The organism is Pseudomonas sp. USHLN015 (genome assembly GCF_037153275.1).
In the GTDB taxonomy this organism is placed as follows: domain Bacteria; phylum Pseudomonadota; class Gammaproteobacteria; order Pseudomonadales; family Pseudomonadaceae; genus Metapseudomonas; species Metapseudomonas tohonis.
Genome location: NZ_JBBCKP010000017.1, coordinates 13,426 through 33,686, shown reverse-complemented (window position 1 = coordinate 33,686; position 20,261 = coordinate 13,426). Strand labels below are relative to the sequence as shown.

At 67.0% G+C, this 20,261-nt stretch carries 24 protein-coding genes; 14 read left to right on the top strand and 10 right to left on the bottom strand.

Annotated features, from left to right (window positions below):
- Positions 1-73 precede the first annotated feature (73 nt).
- Entirely contained in the window at positions 74-1,258 is a 1,185-nt protein-coding gene (locus WFQ67_RS28030) for an HPP family protein (RefSeq protein ID WP_337058811.1), read from the top strand.
- A gap of 87 nt (positions 1,259-1,345) precedes the next feature.
- Here the strand turns inward: WFQ67_RS28030 and WFQ67_RS28025 are convergent, their stop codons facing one another.
- Positions 1,346-2,209 (bottom strand): LysR family transcriptional regulator, encoded by an 864-nt coding sequence (locus tag WFQ67_RS28025; protein ID WP_213624977.1) that lies wholly within the window; start codon positions 2,207-2,209, stop codon positions 1,346-1,348.
- Between the two features lie 312 nt (positions 2,210-2,521).
- Here WFQ67_RS28025 and WFQ67_RS28020 point away from each other — a divergent pair, with 312 nt between their 5' ends.
- Positions 2,522-3,049 (top strand): fimbrial protein, encoded by a 528-nt coding sequence (locus WFQ67_RS28020; RefSeq protein WP_213624978.1) that lies wholly within the window; start codon positions 2,522-2,524, stop codon positions 3,047-3,049.
- Between the two features lie 102 nt (positions 3,050-3,151).
- On the opposite strand, the gene WFQ67_RS28015 is transcribed toward WFQ67_RS28020, so the two are convergent.
- Positions 3,152-3,463, bottom strand: a complete 312-nt coding sequence (locus tag WFQ67_RS28015) for a hypothetical protein (protein ID WP_213624979.1) — start codon at positions 3,461-3,463, stop codon at positions 3,152-3,154.
- 81 nt (positions 3,464-3,544) lie between these two features.
- Between WFQ67_RS28015 and soxR the strand changes: the two genes are divergently transcribed.
- The 3 genes from soxR (at position 3,545) to WFQ67_RS28000 (ending at position 5,460) form a co-directional block, all read left to right on the top strand.
- Positions 3,545-4,018 carry a redox-sensitive transcriptional activator SoxR gene (soxR, locus tag WFQ67_RS28010; RefSeq protein WP_213624980.1) on the top strand — a complete coding sequence of 158 codons (474 nt, stop codon included), beginning with the start codon at positions 3,545-3,547 and terminating at the stop codon, positions 4,016-4,018.
- 142 nt (positions 4,019-4,160) lie between these two features.
- On the top strand, positions 4,161-4,601 hold the full coding sequence (gene aroQ / locus WFQ67_RS28005; RefSeq protein ID WP_337058810.1) for a type II 3-dehydroquinate dehydratase: 441 nt from the start codon (positions 4,161-4,163) through the stop codon (positions 4,599-4,601).
- Between the two features lie 4 nt (positions 4,602-4,605).
- Positions 4,606-5,460 (top strand): shikimate dehydrogenase, encoded by an 855-nt coding sequence (locus WFQ67_RS28000; RefSeq protein ID WP_337058809.1) that lies wholly within the window; start codon positions 4,606-4,608, stop codon positions 5,458-5,460.
- On the opposite strand, the gene WFQ67_RS27995 is transcribed toward WFQ67_RS28000, so the two are convergent.
- The 5 genes from WFQ67_RS27995 to WFQ67_RS27975 all read right to left on the bottom strand — a co-directional run bounded on the left by WFQ67_RS27995 (position 5,461) and on the right by WFQ67_RS27975 (position 9,519).
- Complete coding sequence (locus tag WFQ67_RS27995; RefSeq protein ID WP_173178694.1) at positions 5,461-5,898, bottom strand: YybH family protein; 438 nt, start codon at positions 5,896-5,898, stop codon at positions 5,461-5,463.
- 67 nt (positions 5,899-5,965) lie between these two features.
- Positions 5,966-7,198, bottom strand: a complete 1,233-nt coding sequence (locus WFQ67_RS27990) for an RNA polymerase sigma factor (protein WP_263149631.1) — start codon at positions 7,196-7,198, stop codon at positions 5,966-5,968.
- A complete protein-coding gene (locus WFQ67_RS27985; protein WP_213624984.1) occupies positions 7,198-7,947 on the bottom strand; it encodes a DUF899 domain-containing protein in 750 nt (249 codons plus the stop codon). Before WFQ67_RS27985 ends, WFQ67_RS27990 begins: the two co-directional genes overlap by 1 nt.
- 16 nt (positions 7,948-7,963) lie before the next feature.
- Entirely contained in the window at positions 7,964-8,320 is a 357-nt protein-coding gene (locus tag WFQ67_RS27980; protein WP_337058808.1) for a YciI family protein, read from the bottom strand.
- Positions 8,321-8,508: 188 nt separating this feature from the next.
- Positions 8,509-9,519: an AraC family transcriptional regulator gene (locus WFQ67_RS27975; protein WP_337058807.1), complete on the bottom strand. Its 1,011-nt coding sequence runs from the start codon at positions 9,517-9,519 to the stop codon at positions 8,509-8,511.
- Positions 9,520-9,850: 331 nt separating this feature from the next.
- On the opposite strand from WFQ67_RS27975, the gene antA reads away from it, so the two are divergent.
- From antA to antC, 3 genes are read left to right on the top strand one after another with little or no spacing between them, the layout of a single operon-like run.
- A complete protein-coding gene (gene antA, locus WFQ67_RS27970; protein ID WP_337058806.1) occupies positions 9,851-11,242 on the top strand; it encodes an anthranilate 1,2-dioxygenase large subunit in 1,392 nt (463 codons plus the stop codon).
- Positions 11,239-11,730: an anthranilate 1,2-dioxygenase small subunit gene (gene antB / locus WFQ67_RS27965; protein WP_173178700.1), complete on the top strand. Its 492-nt coding sequence runs from the start codon at positions 11,239-11,241 to the stop codon at positions 11,728-11,730. The genes antA and antB overlap by 4 nt, the downstream gene beginning before the upstream one ends.
- Before the next feature lie 18 nt (positions 11,731-11,748).
- The gene (antC, locus tag WFQ67_RS27960; protein ID WP_337058805.1) at positions 11,749-12,768 is read left to right on the top strand and encodes an anthranilate 1,2-dioxygenase electron transfer component AntC; all 1,020 of its coding nucleotides are present in this window, start codon (positions 11,749-11,751) and stop codon (positions 12,766-12,768) included.
- A 63-nt stretch (positions 12,769-12,831) separates the two neighbouring features.
- On the opposite strand, the gene WFQ67_RS27955 is transcribed toward antC, so the two are convergent.
- From WFQ67_RS27955 to WFQ67_RS27945, 3 genes are all read right to left on the bottom strand, one after another.
- A complete protein-coding gene (locus WFQ67_RS27955; protein ID WP_213624989.1) occupies positions 12,832-13,188 on the bottom strand; it encodes a hypothetical protein in 357 nt (118 codons plus the stop codon).
- 114 nt (positions 13,189-13,302) lie between these two features.
- Positions 13,303-13,632 carry a DUF2388 domain-containing protein gene (locus WFQ67_RS27950; RefSeq protein WP_337058804.1) on the bottom strand — a complete coding sequence of 110 codons (330 nt, stop codon included), beginning with the start codon at positions 13,630-13,632 and terminating at the stop codon, positions 13,303-13,305.
- Between the two features lie 82 nt (positions 13,633-13,714).
- On the bottom strand, positions 13,715-14,293 hold the full coding sequence (locus WFQ67_RS27945) for a cupin domain-containing protein (protein WP_337058803.1): 579 nt from the start codon (positions 14,291-14,293) through the stop codon (positions 13,715-13,717).
- A gap of 383 nt (positions 14,294-14,676) precedes the next feature.
- On the opposite strand from WFQ67_RS27945, the gene WFQ67_RS27940 reads away from it, so the two are divergent.
- Genes WFQ67_RS27940 through WFQ67_RS27915 form a run of 6 tightly spaced genes read left to right on the top strand, consistent with a single transcriptional unit; the run spans position 14,677 to position 20,139 of the window.
- Complete coding sequence (locus WFQ67_RS27940) at positions 14,677-15,513, top strand: STAS domain-containing protein (protein WP_337058802.1); 837 nt, start codon at positions 14,677-14,679, stop codon at positions 15,511-15,513.
- A gap of 13 nt (positions 15,514-15,526) precedes the next feature.
- Positions 15,527-15,952, top strand: a complete 426-nt coding sequence (locus WFQ67_RS27935) for an STAS domain-containing protein (RefSeq protein ID WP_442969635.1) — start codon at positions 15,527-15,529, stop codon at positions 15,950-15,952.
- On the top strand, positions 15,912-16,310 hold the full coding sequence (locus WFQ67_RS27930; protein ID WP_111262925.1) for an anti-sigma regulatory factor: 399 nt from the start codon (positions 15,912-15,914) through the stop codon (positions 16,308-16,310). The genes WFQ67_RS27935 and WFQ67_RS27930 overlap by 41 nt, the downstream gene beginning before the upstream one ends.
- Complete coding sequence (locus WFQ67_RS27925; RefSeq protein WP_244862892.1) at positions 16,301-17,290, top strand: ATP-binding protein; 990 nt, start codon at positions 16,301-16,303, stop codon at positions 17,288-17,290. The genes WFQ67_RS27930 and WFQ67_RS27925 overlap by 10 nt, the downstream gene beginning before the upstream one ends.
- Positions 17,280-19,034 (top strand): ATP-binding protein, encoded by a 1,755-nt coding sequence (locus WFQ67_RS27920; protein WP_337058801.1) that lies wholly within the window; start codon positions 17,280-17,282, stop codon positions 19,032-19,034. The genes WFQ67_RS27925 and WFQ67_RS27920 overlap by 11 nt, the downstream gene beginning before the upstream one ends.
- Entirely contained in the window at positions 19,024-20,139 is a 1,116-nt protein-coding gene (locus WFQ67_RS27915; protein ID WP_337058800.1) for an ATP-binding response regulator, read from the top strand. Before WFQ67_RS27920 ends, WFQ67_RS27915 begins: the two co-directional genes overlap by 11 nt.
- Positions 20,140-20,261 lie beyond the last annotated feature (122 nt).

Below are 20,261 nucleotides of genomic sequence, written 5' to 3'. Positions count from 1 at the left end.
CAGTGGGACTCCTCCGGGCCCCAAAGGGCCCTTTTTTATCACCCCGAACGGCTCAGGCAACGAAGAGATCACCATGCACGACACCCCGGACGCCCTCTGGCGGCGCTGGCGCAAGCGCCTGGCTCCCGCACCGCGCACCGCGAACCCCGGGGAGTGGCTGCGCGCGGCGCTGGGCGCCTGCATGGGCCTGGCGCTGTGCTGCATCGCCTGTGGCCATGTCTTCGGCACCGAGGTCGCCCTGCGCCTCGCCGGCCCCCTCGGCGCCAGCTCGCTGCTGGTGTTCGCCGTCGCCTCCAGCCCACTGGCGCAACCCTGGTCGGTGGTGATGGGCAACCTGGTGGCAGCCCTGGTGGGCACGGCCGCCGGGCTGTGGATCGACCACTCCGTGCTGGCCGCGACCCTGGGCCTGGCCGTGACCGTGCTGGCCATGTACGGCCTGCGCTGCCTGCACCCACCGGGCACGGCGCTGGCCGTGTCGGTGGCCCTGGGTGGCCCCGCGTTCGAAGCCCAGGGCTTCGCCGTCGCCTGGCCGGTGCTGCTCGGTTCCACCTTGCTGGTGGCCGTGGCCCTGGCCTATAACCGCCTCACCCGCAGCGCCCTGAGCACCGCAACGAGCCAGGCCCGCGTCGGCCAGCACCTGACCGCCGACCCACTGCCCAGCGAGCGCGGCGTGTTTTCCGATGAAGACCTGGACCAGGCGCTGGAGGAGTTCGGCGAGTTCGTCGACATCACCCGCGACGACCTGGAGCGCCTGCTGCGCCAGACCGAGCGCAACACCCTGCGCCGCAGCGTGGGCCAGGTCACGGCGGAGCAGATCATGTCCCGCGACCTGCTCACCGCCACCGCGCAAACCACCCGCGAGCAAGCCTGGAAGCTGTTCGAGAAGCACCATATCAAGGCCCTGCCGGTGCTCGACGAGCAGAAGCAGCTGGTGGGCATCGTCACCCCCGGCGACCTGTTCCGCCACGCCCGGGACGAAACGCCCGGCTCGCTGTTCGGCCGCCTGCGCCACCGCCCCGCCCCGCGCCTGGATGAACTCATGACCCGTTCGGTACGCTGCGTGAAGCGCGATACCGATATCGGCGTGCTGGTGTCGATGCTCTCCGACCAGGGCCTGCACTGCCTGCCGGTGCTGGGTGACGACGAGAAACTGGTGGGCCTGGTGACCCAGAGCGATCTGATTGGCGGCCTCTACCGCCATTGGCTCAAGGACCTCACCGCCCAGGCTCCGGCAGCCGCGCTGAAGGTGGCGAGCTGATGCTCACGCGGCCTCGCAGGGACGCTCCCCGCCACCTCGTCATCCTCGCGAACGCGGGGATCCACCGGAACCAGCCCTGCGCAGCCCTCAGAGCGTCGCTTCCCAGCGCTGTGACCAGTCGATGTCCTCGCTCACCACCTCGCGCAGCACGGCGATGGCCTGCTGCAGCAACGGTGAATCCTTGTCGCGGGAATAGACCAGGTAGGTCGGGTAGGTGAATTCCGGGGCGCGCTCCACGCGTTCGAGCTGGCCGCCGTCCAGGTAGCTCTGCACCACGCGGGTACGGAAATATCCCGAACCGCCGTGCTGGAGGATGAACTGCAGCGCCAGCGGCCCCAGGTTCACCGTCACTGCGGCGCGGGCCCTGTCCGGCAGCGCCGCGTCGTGCTGCTGGCGGAAGGTCGGGCCCCAGTCCACCTGCACGTAGGGTTCGGGGTTGGTGGTGGAGCGGATCAGGATCAACTTCTCCTCAAGCAATTGCTCCACCTGCATGCCCGGCCAGTACTCGGGCTGGTAGACCAGCGCGGCATCCAGCAGGCCCAGCTCCAGTTGTTTCTGCAATTGCTGGCCGGGCGCGACCTCGACGCGGACCGCGTGGGAGGGAATGCGCTCGCGCAGGCGGCTCATCCAGCCCAGCAGCAAGGGGTTGCTCAGGCTCTGTTCCCCGCCGATGGCGAGCAGGTCGCGGTAGCCCCTGGGCAGCGGCAGGTCGCGCCGTGCGGCCTCCCACGTCTGCACCAGTTGCGTGGCATGGCCGACGAACACCTCGCCTTCGGCCGTGAGCCGCGCACCGGCACGGTTGCGCACGAAGAGCTTGCAGCCCAGCTGGTTCTCCAGGTTCTGCACCCGCGCGGTGATCGCCGTCTGGGTCACGTGCAGGCGCTCTGCAGCGGCGACGAAGCTGCCGCTGCGGACGATTTCGAGGAAGGTGCGCGCCAGGTCGATGTCCACGGTGCCGACTCGTTCGTGAAAGCCGGCATGTTAGCAAGGGCCACTCACCGACGCGCACCTCAGAAACATGCCCCTATGACATGCAGGCCAATTCCTCGGAACAAACTTGCAGACCAGGCGACTATTCCTACGACCCGCATCGCTGCCGGACTCCATTCCGCCTAGAAAGCCCTCGTTATCATTGCGCTCGCTCCGCTGAAGTGCGATCCAGCTCTCATTTTCGAGGCTGCACCGCCTTTCAGCTCTGGTTCCGACTCTTGAGGTCAACCTTTAAACAGGCGCGTGGAGCCAGGCGCCAACTAGGAGAGCTACATGAAGAAGTTTCTCACCGCCAGCACGGCACTGATCGGCTTTGGCCTGAGCAGCCTGGCGCTTGCAGTCGACGGCACCATCACCATCAAGGGAGAGGTTTCCAGCAAGACTTGCAACATCCAGACGCCAACGCTCAACCAGACCGTGCAACTGCCAGTCGTTTCGCAGAGTTCCCTCGCCTCCGGTCAGATCGCTGGCTTCACGCCTTTCGCGATTGCGCTCTCCAGTTGCACCGCTGGCTCCAAAGTGAAGGCGAACTTCGAGATAGGCCCGAACGTCGATCCGGCCAACGGCACACTGAAAAACGAGCTCAGCGGTGCTGATGCTTCCAACGTCGCGGTGCAACTCTTCAACAAGGACCAGCAGGCGATAGACCTGTCCACTGGCAGCAACAACCTGGAGGAGGTCAGCGGTGCCGGCGGGAACGCCGTGCTCGGCTTCTTCGCAGCCTATCTGGCTCCTACCGATGCAAGCGTCAAGCCGGGCCAGGTCAGCACCAGCGTCACCTACACCATGAGCTACGAGTAACACCCTCGACTCGCCCGGGACTCCCGGGCGAGTCACTCATGCGACACCCCACCGCGCTATTCCTCCGTCCCCCCTCCTTGCGACCGAGCGGCGAAAGAGCCGTCACACCTCCTCTGGCACTTCGAAACGCACCGCCTTGGCGCCGTAGCGCCAGATCGCCTCGCCCAGCAGGCGCGCACTGCAGGAGTCGCCCTCCAGCGCGGCCTGTGCCGCATCGGCAGAGACCCAGCGGCTGCGCTGGATCAACCAGCGGCCATCGGTGCTGGTCTCCAGGCTGGTGGAAAGCAGCCCCACCTGGGACTCGAGGCAGGCCGCCAAGCGCACGCCAAGGTCTTCCACCAATGCTGGCAGGCAGGCCGGATCGGCCGAGAAATGAATGGATGAAACGACGCCCTGCAACTGCTCGTTGGTCATGCCGAGACTCCTTATACCGTTGTGCAATGCTGGCGGCGAGGGTAAAACCTCAACTTAACTTTAGGTCAAGAGGGCACGAGCATGCCAAAGGTGACAGCGAGCAACATCGGCAAGGCGCTGACGGTGGGCCAGGTGGCCGAACGCAGCGGGGTGGCCGTGTCTACCCTGCATTTCTACGAAACCAAGGGGCTGATCACCAGTACCCGCAACGCCGGCAACCAGCGCCGCTATCCGCGCGAGGTGCTGCGCCGGGTGGCGGTGATCAAGGTGGCCCAACGCCTGGGCATCCCGCTGGCGTCCATCCACGCCGCGCTGATGACGCTGCCGGAAGGCCGCACCCCCACCGCCGCCGACTGGCACGCGCTCTCGGCACGCTGGCAGAGTGAGCTGGACGAACGCATCCGCCGCCTCACCCGACTGCGCGACCAGCTCGACGGCTGCATCGGTTGCGGCTGCCTGACCATGGAGGTCTGCCCCCTGCGCAACCCGGGTGACGAGCTCTCGGATCTCGGCAGCGGCCCGCTGCTGCTGGAGACCGATGACGCATCCGAGTGACCGATTATCGAACGGAATAACCGACACCCGTTTGCCCGCCCGACACCCTCCGATTGATTAAAGTAACCAGTTAGTACATTTTTCCATTCCAGCCCCGCCCGCGTTCCCGGCAGGGGCTCATGACAATGGAGAAATGCCCCTGATGTCCCCCACCTTGCTGGTCCTCAACGGCCCCAACCTGAACCTGCTCGGCACTCGTGAGCCGGCGACCTATGGCCTCGAAACCCTCGCCGATATCGATCGGCTGTGCCGGGAAACCGGTGCCGCGCTGGGCCTGGAAGCCGAGTGCCGCCAGACCAACCACGAAGGCCAGCTGATCGACTGGATCCACCAGGCACGTGGCCGTTGTGCCGGCATCCTGATCAACCCCGGCGCCTGGACCCACACCTCCGTGGCCATCCGCGACGCCCTGGTCGCCAGCGAGCTGCCGGTGATCGAGGTGCACCTCTCCAACGTCCACAAGCGCGAAGCATTCCGCCAGCACTCCTTCGTCTCCGGCATCGCCATCGGGGTGATCTGCGGCCTGGGCAGCGACGGCTACCGGGCCGGCGTGCAGCATTTCGGCAAGCTGTTGAAGGGGTGACGCCATGACCGCACACGCAAGCGTACTCGCCGGCCTGATCGGCTCCGGCATCCAGGCCTCGCGCACCCCCGCCCTGCACGAGCGCGAAGGCGACGCCCAGGGCCTGCGCTACCTCTACCGACTGATCGACCTCGACCCGCTCCAGCTCGACGTCAGCGCCCTGCCCCAGTTGCTGGAGGCCGCCGAGCGCACCGGCTTCACCGGGCTCAACATCACCTTTCCCTGCAAGCAGGCGATCATTCCGCTGCTCGACGAACTGTCCCCCGAGGCCGAGGGCATCGGGGCGGTGAACACCGTGGTGCTGCGCGACGGCCGTCGTGTCGGCCACAACACCGACTGCCTGGGCTTCGCCGAAGGCTTCCGCCGTGGGCTGGGCGATGTCGAACGCCGCCGGGTGGTGCAGATGGGTGCCGGGGGTGCCGGGGCTGCGGTGGCCCATGCCCTGCTCGCCGAGGGCGTCGGCCAGCTGCTGATCTTCGACGTCGACGCCGAGCGCGCCCACGCTCTGGCGAGCAGCCTGGAGCGCCGCTTCGGCGCTGGCCGTGCCTGCGCCGGTGACGACCTGCCCGACGCACTCGCGGATGCCGACGGCCTGGTCAACACCACGCCCATGGGCATGGCCAAGCTGCCCGGCACGCCGGTGCCCGCCGCACTGCTGCGCCCCGCGCTATGGGTCGCCGAAATCGTCTACTTCCCGCTGGAGACCCAATTGCTCAGGGACGCCCGGGCCCTCGGCTGCCGCACGCTGGATGGCGGCACCATGGCGGTGTTCCAGGCGGTGAAGGCCTTCGAACTGTTCAGCGGCGCCAAGGCCGATGCCCAGCGCATGCTCGAGCACTTCCGCAGTCTCGACGCCTGATCAGGGCTCGAGGTCGAACAGCGCCTGGCCGCTTTCCATGTCGAAGGGCGCGGAAAAGTGGTCATGGACGATGCGCCACTGCCCGCCGATGCGCTGGTAGCCGCAGGTGACGCGCATCCAGCTGCGCTGTTCGACCCCTTCGGCGTTGGTGCCGCCACACAGGCAGAGAAAGTGGGCGAAGCCGACATCACCGCTGGCGCGGATCGTCACGTGCTGCGGGTCGAAGATCGACGAGCCCTGGCACACCTCCATGCAGTAGGCCCAATGCGCGCCATAGGCCTCACGGCCGACGAACTGCAAGCGCAGGATGGCGTCGTAGGCCACCACCTCCTGGGCGTAGAAGCCGACGATGCGCGCGACGTCCTTGCTGCGTACCGCCTCGGCCCAGTCGGCCAGCAGGGCATGAAGTTGCTCGACGGCCTGTTCGTTGCTGCTCATGGTGCCTCTCCTCCGTTCGTAGCCCGGGCCTCAGCCCCGGTTCCCGTGCCTGCCACGGGTGAATCCGTCATGACGCCAACTCCGCCAGGCGCCGTTCGATGAAACGCCGCTCGGTGTCCTGGCGGGTCAGCCCCAGCGCCACCTGGTAGGCGGCCCGTGCCTCGGCGCGGCGCCCCAGGCGGCGGTAGAGATCGGCGCGGGCCGAATGCGCCAGCTGGTAATCACGCAGCTCGCCGCGTTCGAGAATGGCCTCGATCAGTGCCAGCCCGGCTTCCGGCCCCTGGTGCATGGCCACCGCCACCGCGCGGTTGAGTTCGATGACGGGCGAGCCGATTCCCCGTTGCAGCACGCCATAGAGCGCGACGATCTGCGCCCAGTCGGTCGCCTCGGCCGTGGCGGCGCTGGCGTGCACGGCGGAAATGGCCGCCTGCAGCGTGTACATGCCGATGCGGCGCGAGGCCAGCGCGCGCTCCACCAGGGCGCAACCCTCAAGAATCTGCTCGCGGTTCCATAGCGAGCGGTCCTGGTCCTCCAGCAGCACCAGCTCGCCATCGGCGCCGGTGCGTGCCTGGCGTCGCGAGTCGTGCAGCAGCATCAGCGCCAGCAGGCCCATGACTTCCGAATCCGGCAGCAGCTCCAGCAGCAGGCGGCCCAGGCGGATGGCTTCGGCCGACAGGTCGGCGCGGGTCAGGGAGTCGCCGGAGGTGGCCGAATAACCTTCGTTGAACACCAGGTAGATGACCCGCAGCACGTTATCCAGCCGCTCCGGCAGCTCGCCCATGGACGGCACCTGGTAAGGAATGCGTGCATCGCGGATCTTCGCCTTGGCGCGGACGATGCGCTGGGCGATGGTCGAGGGCGTGGCGAGAAAGGCCCGGGCGATTTCCTCGGTCTTCAGGTCGCAAACCTCGCGAAGGGTCAGCGGCACCTGCGCGTCCGCCGGCAGCGCCGGGTGGCAGCAAGTGAAGATCAGGCGCAGGCGGTCGTCTTCCACATCCTCGATCTCCTCGGGCTCATCGCGCTCCAGTTCGATGATCAACTGCGCCTGGCGCGCATCGAAACGGGCACGCCGGCGCAGCGCGTCGATGGCCTTGAAACGCCCCGCCGACACCAGCCAGGCCCGCGGGTTGGCCGGCACGCCGTCGACGGGCCACTGCTCCACGGCGGCGATGAAGGCGTCGTGCAACGCCTCCTCGGCCAGCTCGAAATCACCCAGCAGGCGGATCAGCGTCGCCAGCACCCGCCGCGACTCCTCGCGGTAGACCGCCTCCACCTTCTGGCGGGCCTGCAGCGCCTCCATCAATCGCCCCCGGCCTTGGCGGAGCAGCAGTCATGCCGTGGCCCCATACCTTCGTAACGGTCGTGGTGGCGCACCCAATCCATGATTTCGTCCTCGTCACGGCCCTTGGGCAGCAGGTCGAGGAAGTTGTAGGTGCCCACCAGCATGTCCAGCCCGCGCGCATAGGTGGAATAGGTGTGGAACACCTCCCCCGACGGCAGGCGGAAGAACACGCTGAGGCCGGGCATTTCCTCCCCCGGGTCGCGGCTGGTGTCGTAGTTGTAGCGGGCGGTGCCGGCGGCGATCGCCTCGGGCGTGGCGCTGACGCCGAAGTCGGCGTTGAAATCGCAGCCGTGGGAAGACACCCACTTGAACTGCCAGCCCATGCGCCGCTTGAAGTCCTGGAACGCCTGCCAGGGCGCGCGGGAGACCGCCACCAGGCTGACGTCGTGATGCGCCAGGTGCAGGTTGGCGCCGTCGAAATGGTCGGCGAGGAAGGAGCAGCCATCGCAGCCCTCCTCCCACCCCGGGCCGAACATGAAGTGGTAGACCACCAGGGTGCTGCGACCGGCGAACAGCTGATCGAGCGTCTCCGCCCCCATGGGGCCTTCGAAGCGGTAGGCGTCGCTCACCCGCTCCCAGGGCAGCGCGCGGCGCGCGGCGCTGAGCTCGTCACGCAGGCGGGTGAAGGCCTTCTCCTTGCGCAGCAGTTCCTTGCGGGCCGCCAGCCACTGCTCGTGGTCGACGACGGGATGCGATTCGATCTTCATCGGGGTTCCTCCTCGTTCAGAGCCTGGGCAATTCCTTGATCGGGCGGATCTCGATGCAGCCCAGGCGGGCCGGCGGGATCTTCGCGGCGATCTGGATGGCCTCGTTGAGGTCCTTGGCATCGATCAGGTAGAAACCGCCGAGTTGCTCGCGGGTCTCGGCGAAGGGGCCGTCGGTGATCGACAGCTTGTCGCCCTGCAGGCGCAACGTGGTGGCGGTCTGGGTGGATTGCAGCGCCTCGGCGGCGATGTACTGGCCGCTGCGTTGCAGGCGCTGCTCATAGTCCATGCAGTGGCCAACGATGGATTCGAGCTGCTCGGCGGGCATGGAATCGAGCACGGTCTCGTCGAAATAGATCAGGCACAGGTACTTCATCGTTCGCTCCTTGTTGATGGGCTTGCATCCCTAGTCGAACGGGGGACGGCCGGATCGACAGGCCGGAAGAAAAAAGTCGTCCAAGCATAGACAGGGATAGTCCATCCACCCTCGCCCGCGCCTTCGACCGTTTGGTGCTAAGCCGCACGCACCCTATAACGTCCGCCTGCACAGGCCTCCGGGGCTGGCTATGCGAAGGGTTCGCGACGACGCGACTCGGCCCGCTGCAATGTGGCGCTCGGCGTCTCCCCGAAGAGCTTGCGGTACTCCACCGAGAACCGCCCGAGGTGGCCGAACCCCCAGCCCATGGCGATCACCGAGATGTTGCGGGCGGAGCGGTCCTCCAGGATCTCCCGGCGCACCGCACCGAGACGGTGCTTCTTCAGATAGGCCATGGGCGAGGCGCCGTAGTACTTGCGGAAGGCCTCGAACAGCTTGAACCGCGACACCCCGGCGGCGCTCTCCACATCCTCCAGGCGCAGCGCCTCGCGGGCGTGGCTGTGGATGTAATCGCGCGCCCGCACCAGGTAGTGCGGCACCTTGAGCCCCAGCACCTGGCGCAGCTCCTCGGAGTAGTTGCTCGGCTGGGCCAGGATCAGCCCCTTGAGCAATGCGCTCTCCAGGTCACGGCTGAACAGCGGCTGGCCGTAGAGCCCGCCGTGCTCCATCTCGTCGAGGATGTGCCGGGCCATGCGCCACCAGGAGGCGGCGGCGCCCTCCACCGCATCCATCAGCGGCTCGAAACGCAACGGCTCCTCCACCGGCCGCTGCAACATGCCCTCCAGCACCTCGCGCATCGCGGCGCGGGTGATCACCACCTGCAGCTTGCGGCAGTCGCCGGCGATGCTCAGCTCCTGGCTGCGGTTGGGCGCGACGATCACCGCCTGGTCGCGGTCCGAGCGCAACGCCGCCCCGTCGCAGCGCAACTCCTGCTCACCGCACAGGGGCAGGCTCAGGCTGTAGCTGTTGAAACCCTCGATATCGGCCACGGCCACCGTCACGTCGGTGCCGTATTCGATGATGCCGAGGGTGGTGGACATCGACCGCAGCACGTTGCCGCTGTGGTGGAAGCGGATCCGGTTGGGGCGGCTGGCATCGAGCTGGTGCGGTCCGCAGATGCCCGCCATCCAGGAGCGGGCACCCGCCAGGTCGAAACGATCGGCACGGATATCACGGAAATGCGATTCGGGCGGGTTCATCACGGGCACTCTCAAGGCTGTTGTTCCGCGCGCTCTGCCGGCGCGTCGTCGTCCGAGGACGCAAGCACCATGCCACGCATGCCCGGCAACGCCCACCCGCCCACTATCCGGACAGCATTCGCCCACTTTGCGGACAACCACCGGCGCGCGCAGCTGCCCGCCAACCCCCATGCGCCCCCGAGGCCGCCTCACGCTGGGTAGTGGCTACCCAACCGGTGTTACGCCACCCGGAATTAACGGATCGCCTTCCTCGACAAAGCGGATAGACCGGCCGACGCGGCGCTCCGTTAAATGTGCCGACCGACTCGCCCGATGTGACAGGTACAGGTGCATGAACAACGACAAGAGCGTCACGCAGTGGAAAGACTTCATCAGCGGCTGCCTGGACTTCCGTCCGGCCGAGGGCGTGTTCCGCATCGCCCGGGAAATGTTCACCGAGCCGCAGCTGTTCGACCTGGAGATGGAACTCATCTTCGAGAAGAACTGGATCTACGCCTGCCACGAGAGCGAGATCGCCAACCCCAACGACTTCATCACCCTGCGCGCCGGCCGCCAGCCGATGATCGTCACCCGTGACGCCAGCGGCCAGCTGCATGCGCTGATCAACGCCTGCCAGCACCGGGGCGCCACCCTCACCCGCGTCGGCCGGGGCAACCAGTCCACCTTCACCTGCCCCTTCCATGCCTGGTGCTACAAGAACGACGGCCGCCTGGTGAAGGTGAAGGCGCCGGGCGAATACCCCGAGGGCTTCGACAAGGCCACGCGCGGCCTGAAGAAGGCGCGCATCGCCAGCTACAAGGGTTTCGTCTTCATCAGCCTGGATGTCGGGGGCAGCGATTCCCTGGAGGACTTCCTCGGCGACGCCCGGGTGTTCCTCGACATGATGGTCGCGCAGTCCCCCACCGGGGAGCTGGAGGTGCTGCCGGGCCGCTCCACCTACAGCTACGACGGCAACTGGAAGCTGCAGAACGAGAACGGCCTGGACGGCTATCACGTCAGCACCGTGCACTACAACTACGTGGCCACGGTGCAGCACCGCCAGCAGGTCAACGCCGACCGCGGCGATACGGGCGGCACCCTCGACTACAGCAAGCTTGGCGCGGGCGACGCCGCCACCGACGACGGCTGGTTTTCCTTCGAGAACGGCCACAGCGTGCTGTTCAGCGACATGCCCAACCCCACGGTGCGCCCCGGCTACGCCACGGTGATGCCGCGCCTGGTGGCGGAATACGGCCAGGCCCGCGCGGAGTGGATGATGCACCGCCTGCGCAACCTCAACCTCTACCCCAGCCTGTTCTTCATGGACCAGATCAGCTCGCAGCTGCGCATCGTGCGCCCGGTGGCCTGGAACCGAACCGAGGTCATCAGCCAGTGCATCGGCGTGAAGGGCGAGTCCGACGCCGACCGCGAAAGCCGCATCCGCCAGTTCGAGGACTTCTTCAACGTCTCGGGCATGGGCACGCCGGACGACCTGGTGGAATTCCGCGAGGCCCAGCGCGGCTTCGAGGCCCGCCTGGAGCGCTGGAGCGACATCTCCCGGGGCCATGACCGCTGGGTCAGCGGTGCCACGCCGCACAGCGAGACCCTCGGCATCGCCCCGGTGCTCACCGGCACCGAATTCACCCATGAAGGCCTCTACGTCAACCAGCACGGCAACTGGCAGCGCTTCCTGCTCCAGGGGCTGGAACGCAAGGCCCTGGCACTCAAGGAGGTGCAGGCATGAGCCCGCAGCTGCAGTACCGCATCGAGCAGTTCCTCTATCGCAAGTGCGAACTGTGCGACGCCCAGGACTGGGACGCCTACCTCGACCTGTTCAGCGAGGACAGCGAATTCCACCTGCCGCAGTGGGACAGCGAGCACAGCTACACCACCGATCCCCGCCGGGGCATGTCGCTGATCTACTACGCCAGCCGCGCGGGGCTGGAAGACCGGGTGTTTCGCATCCGCACCGGCAAGGCAGCCTCCACCATCCCCATGCCGCGCACCCTGCACGGCATCGGCAACCTGCGCATCGCCGAGCGCGCGGACGGGCAGCTGGAGGTCAGGGCCAACTGGCACACGCTGTTCCACCGCCTGGGCCAGAGCGAGCAGTTCTTCGGCCACGCCACCTACCACCTGCGGGCCGAGGGCGACAGCTGGAAGATCACCCGCAAGCACGTGGTGCTGCTCAACGACACCATCAACTCGGTGCTGGATTTCTATCACCTCTGAGCCAACGGAAACCGCAGCATGAACCACAAGGTCGCCATCAGCTTTGCCGACGGCACAACCCATTTCTTTCCCATCAAGGCCGGCGAACTGCTCCTCGACGCCGCCCTGCGCAACGGCATCAACATCCCGCTGGACTGCCGCGAAGGCGTTTGCGGCACCTGCATGGGCCGCTGCGAATCCGGCCAATACAGCCTCGACTACGTCGACGAAGAAGCGCTCTCGCCCAGCGACCTGCAGCAGCGCAAGGTGCTCGCCTGCCAGACCCGCGTGCGTTCCGATGCCGCCTTCTACTTCGATGTCGACTCCACGCTGTGCAGCGCCAGCGGAACCCGCGCGGTGCAGGCCAGGGTCAGCGAGGTGGAGCTGCTCTCCGCCAGCACCGCCCTGCTCCACCTGGAGGCGGGCGGCGACAACCCGCTGGATTTCCTTCCCGGCCAGTACGCCCGGCTGCAGGTGCCGGGCACCGAGGCGCATCGCGCCTATTCGTTCGCCAACCGACCGAATGCGCAGAACCGCCTGCTGTTCCTAATCCGCCTGCTGCCCGGCGGGGTGATGAGCGACTACCTGAGGGAACGCTGCAAGGCCGGCGATGAAATCCGCCTCGAGGCACCGCTGGGCGCCTTCTACCTGCGCCAGGTCGAACGGCCCCTGGTGATGGTGGCCGGCGGCACCGGGCTCTCCGCCTTCCTCGGCATGCTCGACGAGCTCGCCGAACGCGGCTGCGACCAGCCGGTTCAGCTCTATCACGGCGTGCGCCAGCCGGCCGACCTCTGCGAACTGGAACGCCTCAGGGGCTACGCCGAACGCATCCCGGGCTTCACCTTCATCCCGGTGGTCAGCGACGCCGCGCCGGGCTGGGGCGGCAGGCGCGGCTACGTCAGCGAGCACCTGGACCCGGCACAGCTGCGCGCAGCCCCCTTCGACATGTACCTGTGCGGCCCGCCGCCCATGATCGAGTCGATGAAGACCTGGCTCCAGGAAAACGCCCTCGATGGCAACCCGCTGTACCTGGAGAAATTCACCGAAAGCGGCACCTGATTGATCCCCCTATCGGCGGCAGAGGCGTCGAAAAGAAAGCCCCGCATCAGCGGGGCCTCCTTACTACCAGCGGCGCGGGCCGCCACCGTGCCAGTGGCGCGGCGGGCCGTAATAGGGGCCGGGACCGTAGTAGACGGGCTGGGCGACCACCGGCGGGTAGTACACGGGCTGCGCAGGGTAGTAGTACACCGCAGGCGGCGGAGGTGGCGGCGCGTAGACCACCGGTGGTGGCGCCACGTACACGGGCGCGGGCTGTACATACACCGGGGCCGGGCGGGACGCGACGATGGCACCGCCGACGACGGCCCCGACCACCGCCCCGATCACGGCGGGGCCGGCATCATGCCCATGGGCCGAAGCCTGGCCGGCCAGGGCGGCGGCTCCCAGCAGCAGGGCAACCTGGGGCAAACGACGAAACATGACTCCTCCTGCGCCCGGCTAGGGAATGGACCGGGACGCAAGATCAGACAACGGCGAGAAACCGCGGATCACCGCCGTTGGGTAAAGGTTGTGTAAGGACGACGGACGGCCGGGTCAACGGCCCGCTGCGAGGGCCTGCGCCCACGCCATGTCGCCCGTGGCCGAGCCGGCGCGCAGCAGCCCGAGCGCCTGCTCCAGGTGCGCTCCGCGGATCGCCCCGGCGGAGGCGACGAAGGCCAGTGCGTCCTCGCGGGCACGCCCCAGCTTCAACTGTTTCTCGTCGCTGCTGAGATCGGTGGTGGCGATGACGCTGATCATCGGCGCGACCATCGTCATGGAGAACGCGGCCTCGAAGGCGTTCGGCGGCTCCTTGCCGGTGGGCGGAGGCTCGGCCGCGCAAGCGGTCGAGACCAGCAGTACCGGCAGCAGCGTCCTGGGCGACATGGCGTTCCTCCCCGGCCCCTCCATCGGGGCGATGGCCGAGCCTGCACCGGCGGTACCTGCCGAGTAAAGAGCCCGCGCGTGCTCAGGCGGCGCGCCAGGCCCGGGACAACGCGCCGTCGCGTCCGGTCAGCGGGTCGGCCACCGGCGTCGGCACCTGGGCGATGCGCCGCACCGAGGCCAGGTAGCGATCAGTGCCCGCCCGCTGGATGTCATAGGCCTCCTGCCCACGCGGATAGGCCCCCACCACCAGGAAGTCCTCGCTGGCCTCCAGGCAGCAGTGCCCGGTGCCTGCCGGCAACACCAGCACGTCCCCGGCGCGCACCCTGATCTCCCGGCCGTTTTCGCCACCGAGCATCAGCCGGGCGCTGCCGGTGGCGACACCCAGGGCCTCGTGGGCACTGGCGTGGTAGTGGTGGTAGTCGAACACCCCGTCGCGCCATAGAGGTGCCCAGCGGTGGGCGGCGAAGCGCTTCTCGAAGGCTTCGGCACGGTCCACCTGCCCCGGCAGCGCGGCGCGGTAGAGCAGTACGGGAAAGCGGCTGTTGGGCGTACGTCCATCGCCCTCGAAGAACAGCAGCTCGGGCTCGGCGTGTCCCACCCGGGCGGCAACGTGGGCGCGACGTGCAGGCTCGGTGGCGAAGCGGGTCAGGCTGGCTGGCATCTCTCGGTCCTCCGACTCGGTGCTATCCGAACGTTGGAAACACCGTCGGCGCCAGTGGTTCCCCCGAACCGACCGGGCGGTCAGGTTCAACGGGGCGTCACGCCGGTCGCGAGCGAGCGGTGCCGAGCTGCGAATCGCCCCGATGAGGCACGCGGAATCGTGGGCTGCAGCACGCTTTATCCACCTTCGGATCGCACCAAATCGCGCCGCTGCGATCCTATTGCCGAAGCGGGTCGCGGCTTGCCGCGACTGCCGCGCGAAACGTCAATAAACTTCGCCCCCCGAGTTCTGTTTACCCGCGCGCCTTGCTAGTGTTTGGCGCGTTTTTTGTGGTCGATTACCGAACCGCTCTTCAACGAGTCCTCTTCGACAGGGAGATAACAATGTCCACCGCCGTTCTAGCCGATCTGCTCAAGCAAAACGAAAAGACCATCCTCGAAGACTGGATGGCCGCCCAGCGCGGTGCCGGTATCCGTAGCGACCTGATCGACGACCGCACCGTGCAGGAGAACTCCCGCGAGTTGCTTCGCGCCCTGATCGCGGGGATCACCGAAGGGGGGGAGGATTTCAACGAGGCCGCCTGGAAGAATGCCCGCGGCCTGCTGGAGCGCCTTTCTGCAGCCCAGAGTCGCCAGGGCTTCAGCCCGAGCGAAACGGCCACCTTCGTGCTGTCACTCAAGGAGCCGCTGTTCCAGCTGATCCAGCAGCGCGACGACAACGCCATCGAGCTGGTCTGGTCCGCCAGCCGCCTGATCGACAAGCTCGGTCTCTACTGCATGCAGGCCTACATGGCCGGTCGCGAGACGGTGATCCGCGAGCAGCAGGAAAGCATGCTGGAGCTGTCCACCCCGGTGGTGCAGCTGTGGAAGGGCGTGCTGGCCATCCCGCTGATCGGCTCGCTGGACAGCAACCGCACCCAGATCGTGATGGAGTCGCTGCTGCAGAAGATTGTCGAGACCGAATCCGACATCGCCATCATCGACATCACCGGCGTCCCCACCGTGGACACCATGGTCGCCCAGCACCTGCTCAAGACCATCACCGCCGCCAAGCTGATGGGCGCCAAGTGCATCATCAGCGGTATCCGACCGCAGATCGCCGCCACCATCGTCCACCTGGGCGTGGAGTTGGGCGACGTGCTGACCAAGGCATCCCTGGCCGACGCCTTCCAGCTCGCGCTCAAGGAGCTGAACGTCCGTCTGGTCAGCGGCGCGCGCTGAGGAGGCTGCATAGATGGTGGACAGAATCCCGATCCTGAAGATGGGCAAGTACCTGCTGCTGACCATCCAGGTGGACATGCACGACCAGCTCGCCCTGGATCTCCAGGAAGATCTCACCCAGCAGATCGTGCGGCACAAGGCCAAAGGGGTGCTGATCGACATCTCCTCCCTGGAGATCGTCGACTCATTCATCGGCCGCATGCTTTCCCATATCGCCAACGTCTCCCGCATCCTCGACGCCAAGGTCATAGTCGTCGGCATGCAGCCTGCCGTGGCCATTACCCTGGTGGAACTGGGGCTCTCGCTGGAGGGCATCGCGACCGCCCTCAACGTCGAGAAAGGCATGCGCTGGCTGGAAAGCACAGTCGCCGACGATGACCTGACCCTGGAGCACGAGCGTGACGAAGACAGAGACGCTTCCGCTGAAGCAGGAGACTGACATCGTCGTCATTCGCCAGCGCGTGCGCAAAGCGGCCGAGGAAGCCAGGCTCGGCCTGGTCTCGCAGACCAAGGTGGTGACGGCGGCCAGCGAGATCGCCCGTAACGCCCTGATCTACGGCGGCGGCGGTGAATGCGTCATCGAGAGCTGCCTGCGCGACGGCCGCGCGGCGGTACGCCTGTGCATCAGCGACCAGGGGCCCGGCATCGCCGACCTTGAGCGCGCCATGGTGGACGGCTACACCTCGGGCGGCGGCCTCGGGCTGGGCCTCAGCGGCGCACGCCGCCTGGTGGACCAGTTCGCCATCGACAGCCAGCCAGGCCAGGGCACCCGGGTGGAGCTGTGGAAATGGAAGTGAACGTCGAACACTGCAACCTGGTGCTGCCCGTCACCGAAACCGCCCATGTGGACGCGGCCAGGCGCAGCATCGTCCGTCATGCCAGCCAGCGCAGCGCGGACGAGAACCTGCTCGGCCGCCTCACCGTGGTGGTGCAGGAGATGGCCCGCAACCTGGTGATCCACGCCGGGGGCGGCGAGCTTCTGCTCAGCTGCGACGAGCAGCGCCTGGATGTCATCGCGGTGGACCGTGGGCCGGGCATGGGCAACGTCGCCCAGTGCCTGAGCGACAACTATTCCACCACCGGCACCATGGGCGCCGGGCTCGGCGCCATCCAGCGCATGTCCGACGGCTTCGACCTGTTCTCCCAGCCCGGTCAGGGCAGCGTGGTACAGGCGCGCTTCCACCTCGCCCCGCCACCGCCCGGCAACGGCCTGGTGGCGGGCGCCGTGTGCACGCCCTACCCCGGCGAGCACATCGGCGGGGACGCCTGGGCGATCCGCGGCAACCGCGTGCTGGTGTGCGACGGCCTCGGCCATGGCCACGCCGCGAACGTGGCCAGCCAGAAGGCCCGCCAGGTCTTCCTCGAACACAACCCGCAACTGCCCCTGCAGGCGCTGATGGAACAGCTGCACCGCGCCCTGATGTCGACCCGTGGCGGCGCGGCGGCCATCGCCGAGGTACAGCCGGAGCAGCGCCAGGTGCAGTTCTGCGGTATCGGCAACGTCGCCGGCACCCTGCTGACCGACAAGGGCCGCAGCATGGTGTCGAGCAATGGAACGGTCGGATACCGCATCGGTCGTATCCATACATTCAGTTATCCCTGGGACGATAGTTCAATCATGATCCTGGCCTCGGACGGCATCAGCACCAAGATCGATTTCAACGCCTATCCAGGCCTGCGCGCCCGCCACCCTGGCGTGATCGCCGCGCTCATCCACCGTGACCACCGGCGGCTCAACGATGATGCAACCGTGGTGGTGGTCAAGCGTGAGCACTAAGCGCCGCATCACCAGCATCAGCATCCTCGAGGAAGTCGATGTGGTCAGCTGCCGCCAGGGCGCCAAGCAGATCGCCGCCTGGCTCGGCCTCTCGACCCTGGAGCAGATCCGCCTGGCCACTTCGGTGTCGGAGCTGGCCCGCAACGTCTACCAGTACGCCGGCAGTGGCGTCTTCCATTTCGACCTGCGCTGCGACATGCGCGGCATGGTCAACGGCATCTGCTTCGACGCCGTGGACCAGGGTAATGGCATCGCCGAGATCGCCAGTATTCTGAATGGCAGCTACATCTCACCAACCGGGATGGGCGTCGGCCTGCGCGGCGCACGGCGGCTGATGGACGATTTCGAGATCGAGACATCCCCCAGGGGCACCTGCATCAGCGCCTGCAAGGCCGTCTACCCGCCACAGCCGATGCCTGCCGAGCAGTCGATCCAGCAGATCCGCCGCCAGCTGCAGAGCGAAGGGGCCGCCGACCCCTACGTGGAACTGCAGGTGCGTGGCTCCGAACTGCTGCTCACCAGCGCCGAGTTGCAGAGCAAACAGCAGGAACTGGAAGCCACCAACCAGGAACTGGAGAACACCAACAAGGGCGTGGTGGCGCTCTATTCCGAGCTCGAGAAGGCGTCCTCCGAGCTGAAGGACGCCAGCGAGGCGCGCAGCCGCTTCTTCTCCAACATGACCCACGAGTTCCGCACCCCGATCAACATCATCGAGAACATCTCCAAGCTGCTGCTCAGCGGCGTCGACGGGGCGCTCAACGCCGAGCAGAACAAGCAGGTGCGCTTCATCGCCGATGCGGCGGCCGACCTGTCCGGGCTGGTCAACGAACTGCTGGACCTCGCGGAAGCCGAGTCCGGGCGCATGGAAGTGCTTCCCGAGCGCTTCGAGCTCAGCGAGTTCATCGAACAGTTGCGCCAGTTCACCGGGGCCCTGGCCATGCGCTACCCGCACCTGAGCTGGACGATTCCCGAGCCGGCCTTCGACCTGCCCCTGGACACGGACCGCAACCGCCTGTTCCAGATCATGCGCAACCTGATCAGCAACGCCTTCAAGTACACCCGCGAAGGCAACGTGAGCGTGCGCTGCTTCAAGCCGGACGAGCACAACCTGGAGTTCGTCGTTGAAGACACCGGCATCGGCATATCCGCGGAAAACCAGTCGCGCATCTTCGAGGAGTTCGCCCGCATCCGCGCTCCGGGCCTGCAGGTCCACGGCAACGGGCTTGGCCTGCCTCTGGCATTGCGCCTGGCCAACCTGCTCAAGGGTGATATCAGCCTCACCAGCGAACCCGGGCGCGGCAGCCGCTTCCACGTCCAGGTGGCCTGCGAGTACAACCAGCGCCAACCGGCACTGATCAGCCTCGCCGGCACCACCATCCTGGTGATCGACGACAACCCGGCAGATCGCTACCTGATCAGCCACCTGCTGCAACCCTTCGAGCCCGTGATCATCGAGGCGGATTGCGCCAGCGCCAGCATCGACAAGCTGCATGCGGTACGCCCCGACATCATCATCCTCGACCTCGACCTGCCGGACATATCAGGCGAGGACCTTCTGGAAAGCATGGACTGGAGCATGCACGCCCGGGTGCTGGTCAACACCGCCAAGCAGATGGACGACGGCGAACGCACGCGCCTCGGCAGCCGGTGCCAGGCGATCCTCGACAAGTCCCAACCCAACCATGCCGAAACCCTGCTGCACCAGGTGCAGCGCCTGGCGGGGAGATACCACGATGCGAAATAGACGGATCCTGATCATCGACGACATGGATGCCAACCGCTACGTCTTGCGCAAGATCCTCGCCAGCGAGCCCGGCTACGAGGTGCTGGAGGCCGCCAATGGCAGCGACGGCCTGGCGAGCCTGGAAAGCGGCGTGGACCTGGTGATCCTCGACATCAACCTGCCGGACATGAGCGGCTTCGAGCTGATCCAGAAGGCCGAGCAGCGCCTTGGCCACGACAAGCTGCCGGCGATCATCAACATCTCCGCCACCTTCATGAGCGGCAAGGACAAGGCGATGGGGCTGAACACCGGCGCCCGCGCCTACCTCACCCACCCGATCAACCCCGACGAGATGCTGGCGACCATCTCCAGCCTGATGAGATCGGACAGCAAGCTCGAAGACGTCGAGAAGCAGCGCGAGGTGGCCGAGGCGCAGAGCGAGAACCTGCGCGCCGAGAAGATCATGCTCGAACGCTTCATGCGCTCGTTCAGCCACGACCTGCGCTCGCCCCTGGCCGCCGCCGTCATGGTCGCGGGGCTGATGCAGAAGAACCCGGCACGACGCACCGAGGAGATGATCACCCTGCTGGAGGAAAACCTGCGCCGCATCGACAAGATGGTCGCCAACATCCTCGACATCTCCCACGTCAGCATGGGCGGCGGCATCCGCCTGGTCGGCGAGCAGATGCCCCTGGCCCCCCTGCTGGAGGAAGCCGTGGCCAACCTGCGCCTGCAGGTGGAGAACCCGCTCACGCTCGACGCCGAGGGCGCGGGCCAGCTGGTGTTCTGGGACAAGCTGGCCTTCCTGCGCATCTTCGACAACCTGGTGCTCAATGCCGCCAAGCACGGCGAGGCGGGCACCACCATTGAGGTGTCGCAGCGCGTGGAGAACGACAGGGTGCTGCTCTGCGTCAGCAACCGTGGCGCCTTCCCCGAAGAGGTGCTGACCAACCTCGCCACGCCCTACTTCATCTCCACCCGGAGCGACACCAAGAGCTGGGGCCTGGGCCTGCCCATCGTCAAGGCGCTCTGCGAGAGCTACGGCGGCAGCGTGGCGTTCGCCAACCAGCAGGGGCGCGCCGAAGTCCACCTGAGCCTGCCGGCCGCCCTGGTGGTCACGCCCTGACGGGCACGGCCCGCGCAAGGCGGGCGTGCCGGCTTTCACACAGGTGATGGGGACCGCTCCTACTTCCCATCATTCTTGAGCCCTTACAAAACCGCTCGCTAGAGTCCAGACGGCATGCCCCG

Excerpts from the sequence above, each read along its gene's own strand:
- WFQ67_RS28020 (WP_213624978.1), top strand. The coding sequence starts at position 2,522 with ATGAAGAAGTTTCTCACCGCCAGCACGGCACTGATCGGCTTTGGCCTG.
- WFQ67_RS27950 (WP_337058804.1), bottom strand. The coding sequence starts at position 13,632 with ATGTCGCCCAGGACGCTGCTGCCGGTACTGCTGGTCTCGACCGCTTGC.
- WFQ67_RS27985 (WP_213624984.1), bottom strand. The coding sequence starts at position 7,947 with ATGAAGATCGAATCGCATCCCGTCGTCGACCACGAGCAGTGGCTGGCG.
- soxR (WP_213624980.1), top strand. The coding sequence starts at position 3,545 with ATGCCAAAGGTGACAGCGAGCAACATCGGCAAGGCGCTGACGGTGGGC.
- WFQ67_RS28015 (WP_213624979.1), bottom strand. The coding sequence starts at position 3,463 with ATGACCAACGAGCAGTTGCAGGGCGTCGTTTCATCCATTCATTTCTCG.
- WFQ67_RS27975 (WP_337058807.1), bottom strand. The coding sequence starts at position 9,519 with ATGAACCCGCCCGAATCGCATTTCCGTGATATCCGTGCCGATCGTTTC.
- WFQ67_RS27955 (WP_213624989.1), bottom strand. The coding sequence starts at position 13,188 with ATGTTTCGTCGTTTGCCCCAGGTTGCCCTGCTGCTGGGAGCCGCCGCC.
- WFQ67_RS27925 (WP_244862892.1), top strand. The coding sequence starts at position 16,301 with ATGGAAGTGAACGTCGAACACTGCAACCTGGTGCTGCCCGTCACCGAA.
- WFQ67_RS28030 (WP_337058811.1), top strand. The coding sequence starts at position 74 with ATGCACGACACCCCGGACGCCCTCTGGCGGCGCTGGCGCAAGCGCCTG.
- aroQ (WP_337058810.1), top strand. The coding sequence starts at position 4,161 with ATGTCCCCCACCTTGCTGGTCCTCAACGGCCCCAACCTGAACCTGCTC.
- WFQ67_RS27995 (WP_173178694.1), bottom strand. The coding sequence starts at position 5,898 with ATGAGCAGCAACGAACAGGCCGTCGAGCAACTTCATGCCCTGCTGGCC.
- WFQ67_RS27990 (WP_263149631.1), bottom strand. The coding sequence starts at position 7,198 with ATGGAGGCGCTGCAGGCCCGCCAGAAGGTGGAGGCGGTCTACCGCGAG.
- WFQ67_RS27935 (WP_442969635.1), top strand. The coding sequence starts at position 15,527 with ATGGTGGACAGAATCCCGATCCTGAAGATGGGCAAGTACCTGCTGCTG.
- WFQ67_RS28000 (WP_337058809.1), top strand. The coding sequence starts at position 4,606 with ATGACCGCACACGCAAGCGTACTCGCCGGCCTGATCGGCTCCGGCATC.
- antC (WP_337058805.1), top strand. The coding sequence starts at position 11,749 with ATGAACCACAAGGTCGCCATCAGCTTTGCCGACGGCACAACCCATTTC.
- antB (WP_173178700.1), top strand. The coding sequence starts at position 11,239 with ATGAGCCCGCAGCTGCAGTACCGCATCGAGCAGTTCCTCTATCGCAAG.
- WFQ67_RS27945 (WP_337058803.1), bottom strand. The coding sequence starts at position 14,293 with ATGCCAGCCAGCCTGACCCGCTTCGCCACCGAGCCTGCACGTCGCGCC.
- WFQ67_RS27915 (WP_337058800.1), top strand. The coding sequence starts at position 19,024 with ATGCGAAATAGACGGATCCTGATCATCGACGACATGGATGCCAACCGC.
- WFQ67_RS27940 (WP_337058802.1), top strand. The coding sequence starts at position 14,677 with ATGTCCACCGCCGTTCTAGCCGATCTGCTCAAGCAAAACGAAAAGACC.
- antA (WP_337058806.1), top strand. The coding sequence starts at position 9,851 with ATGAACAACGACAAGAGCGTCACGCAGTGGAAAGACTTCATCAGCGGC.
- WFQ67_RS27980 (WP_337058808.1), bottom strand. The coding sequence starts at position 8,320 with ATGAAGTACCTGTGCCTGATCTATTTCGACGAGACCGTGCTCGATTCC.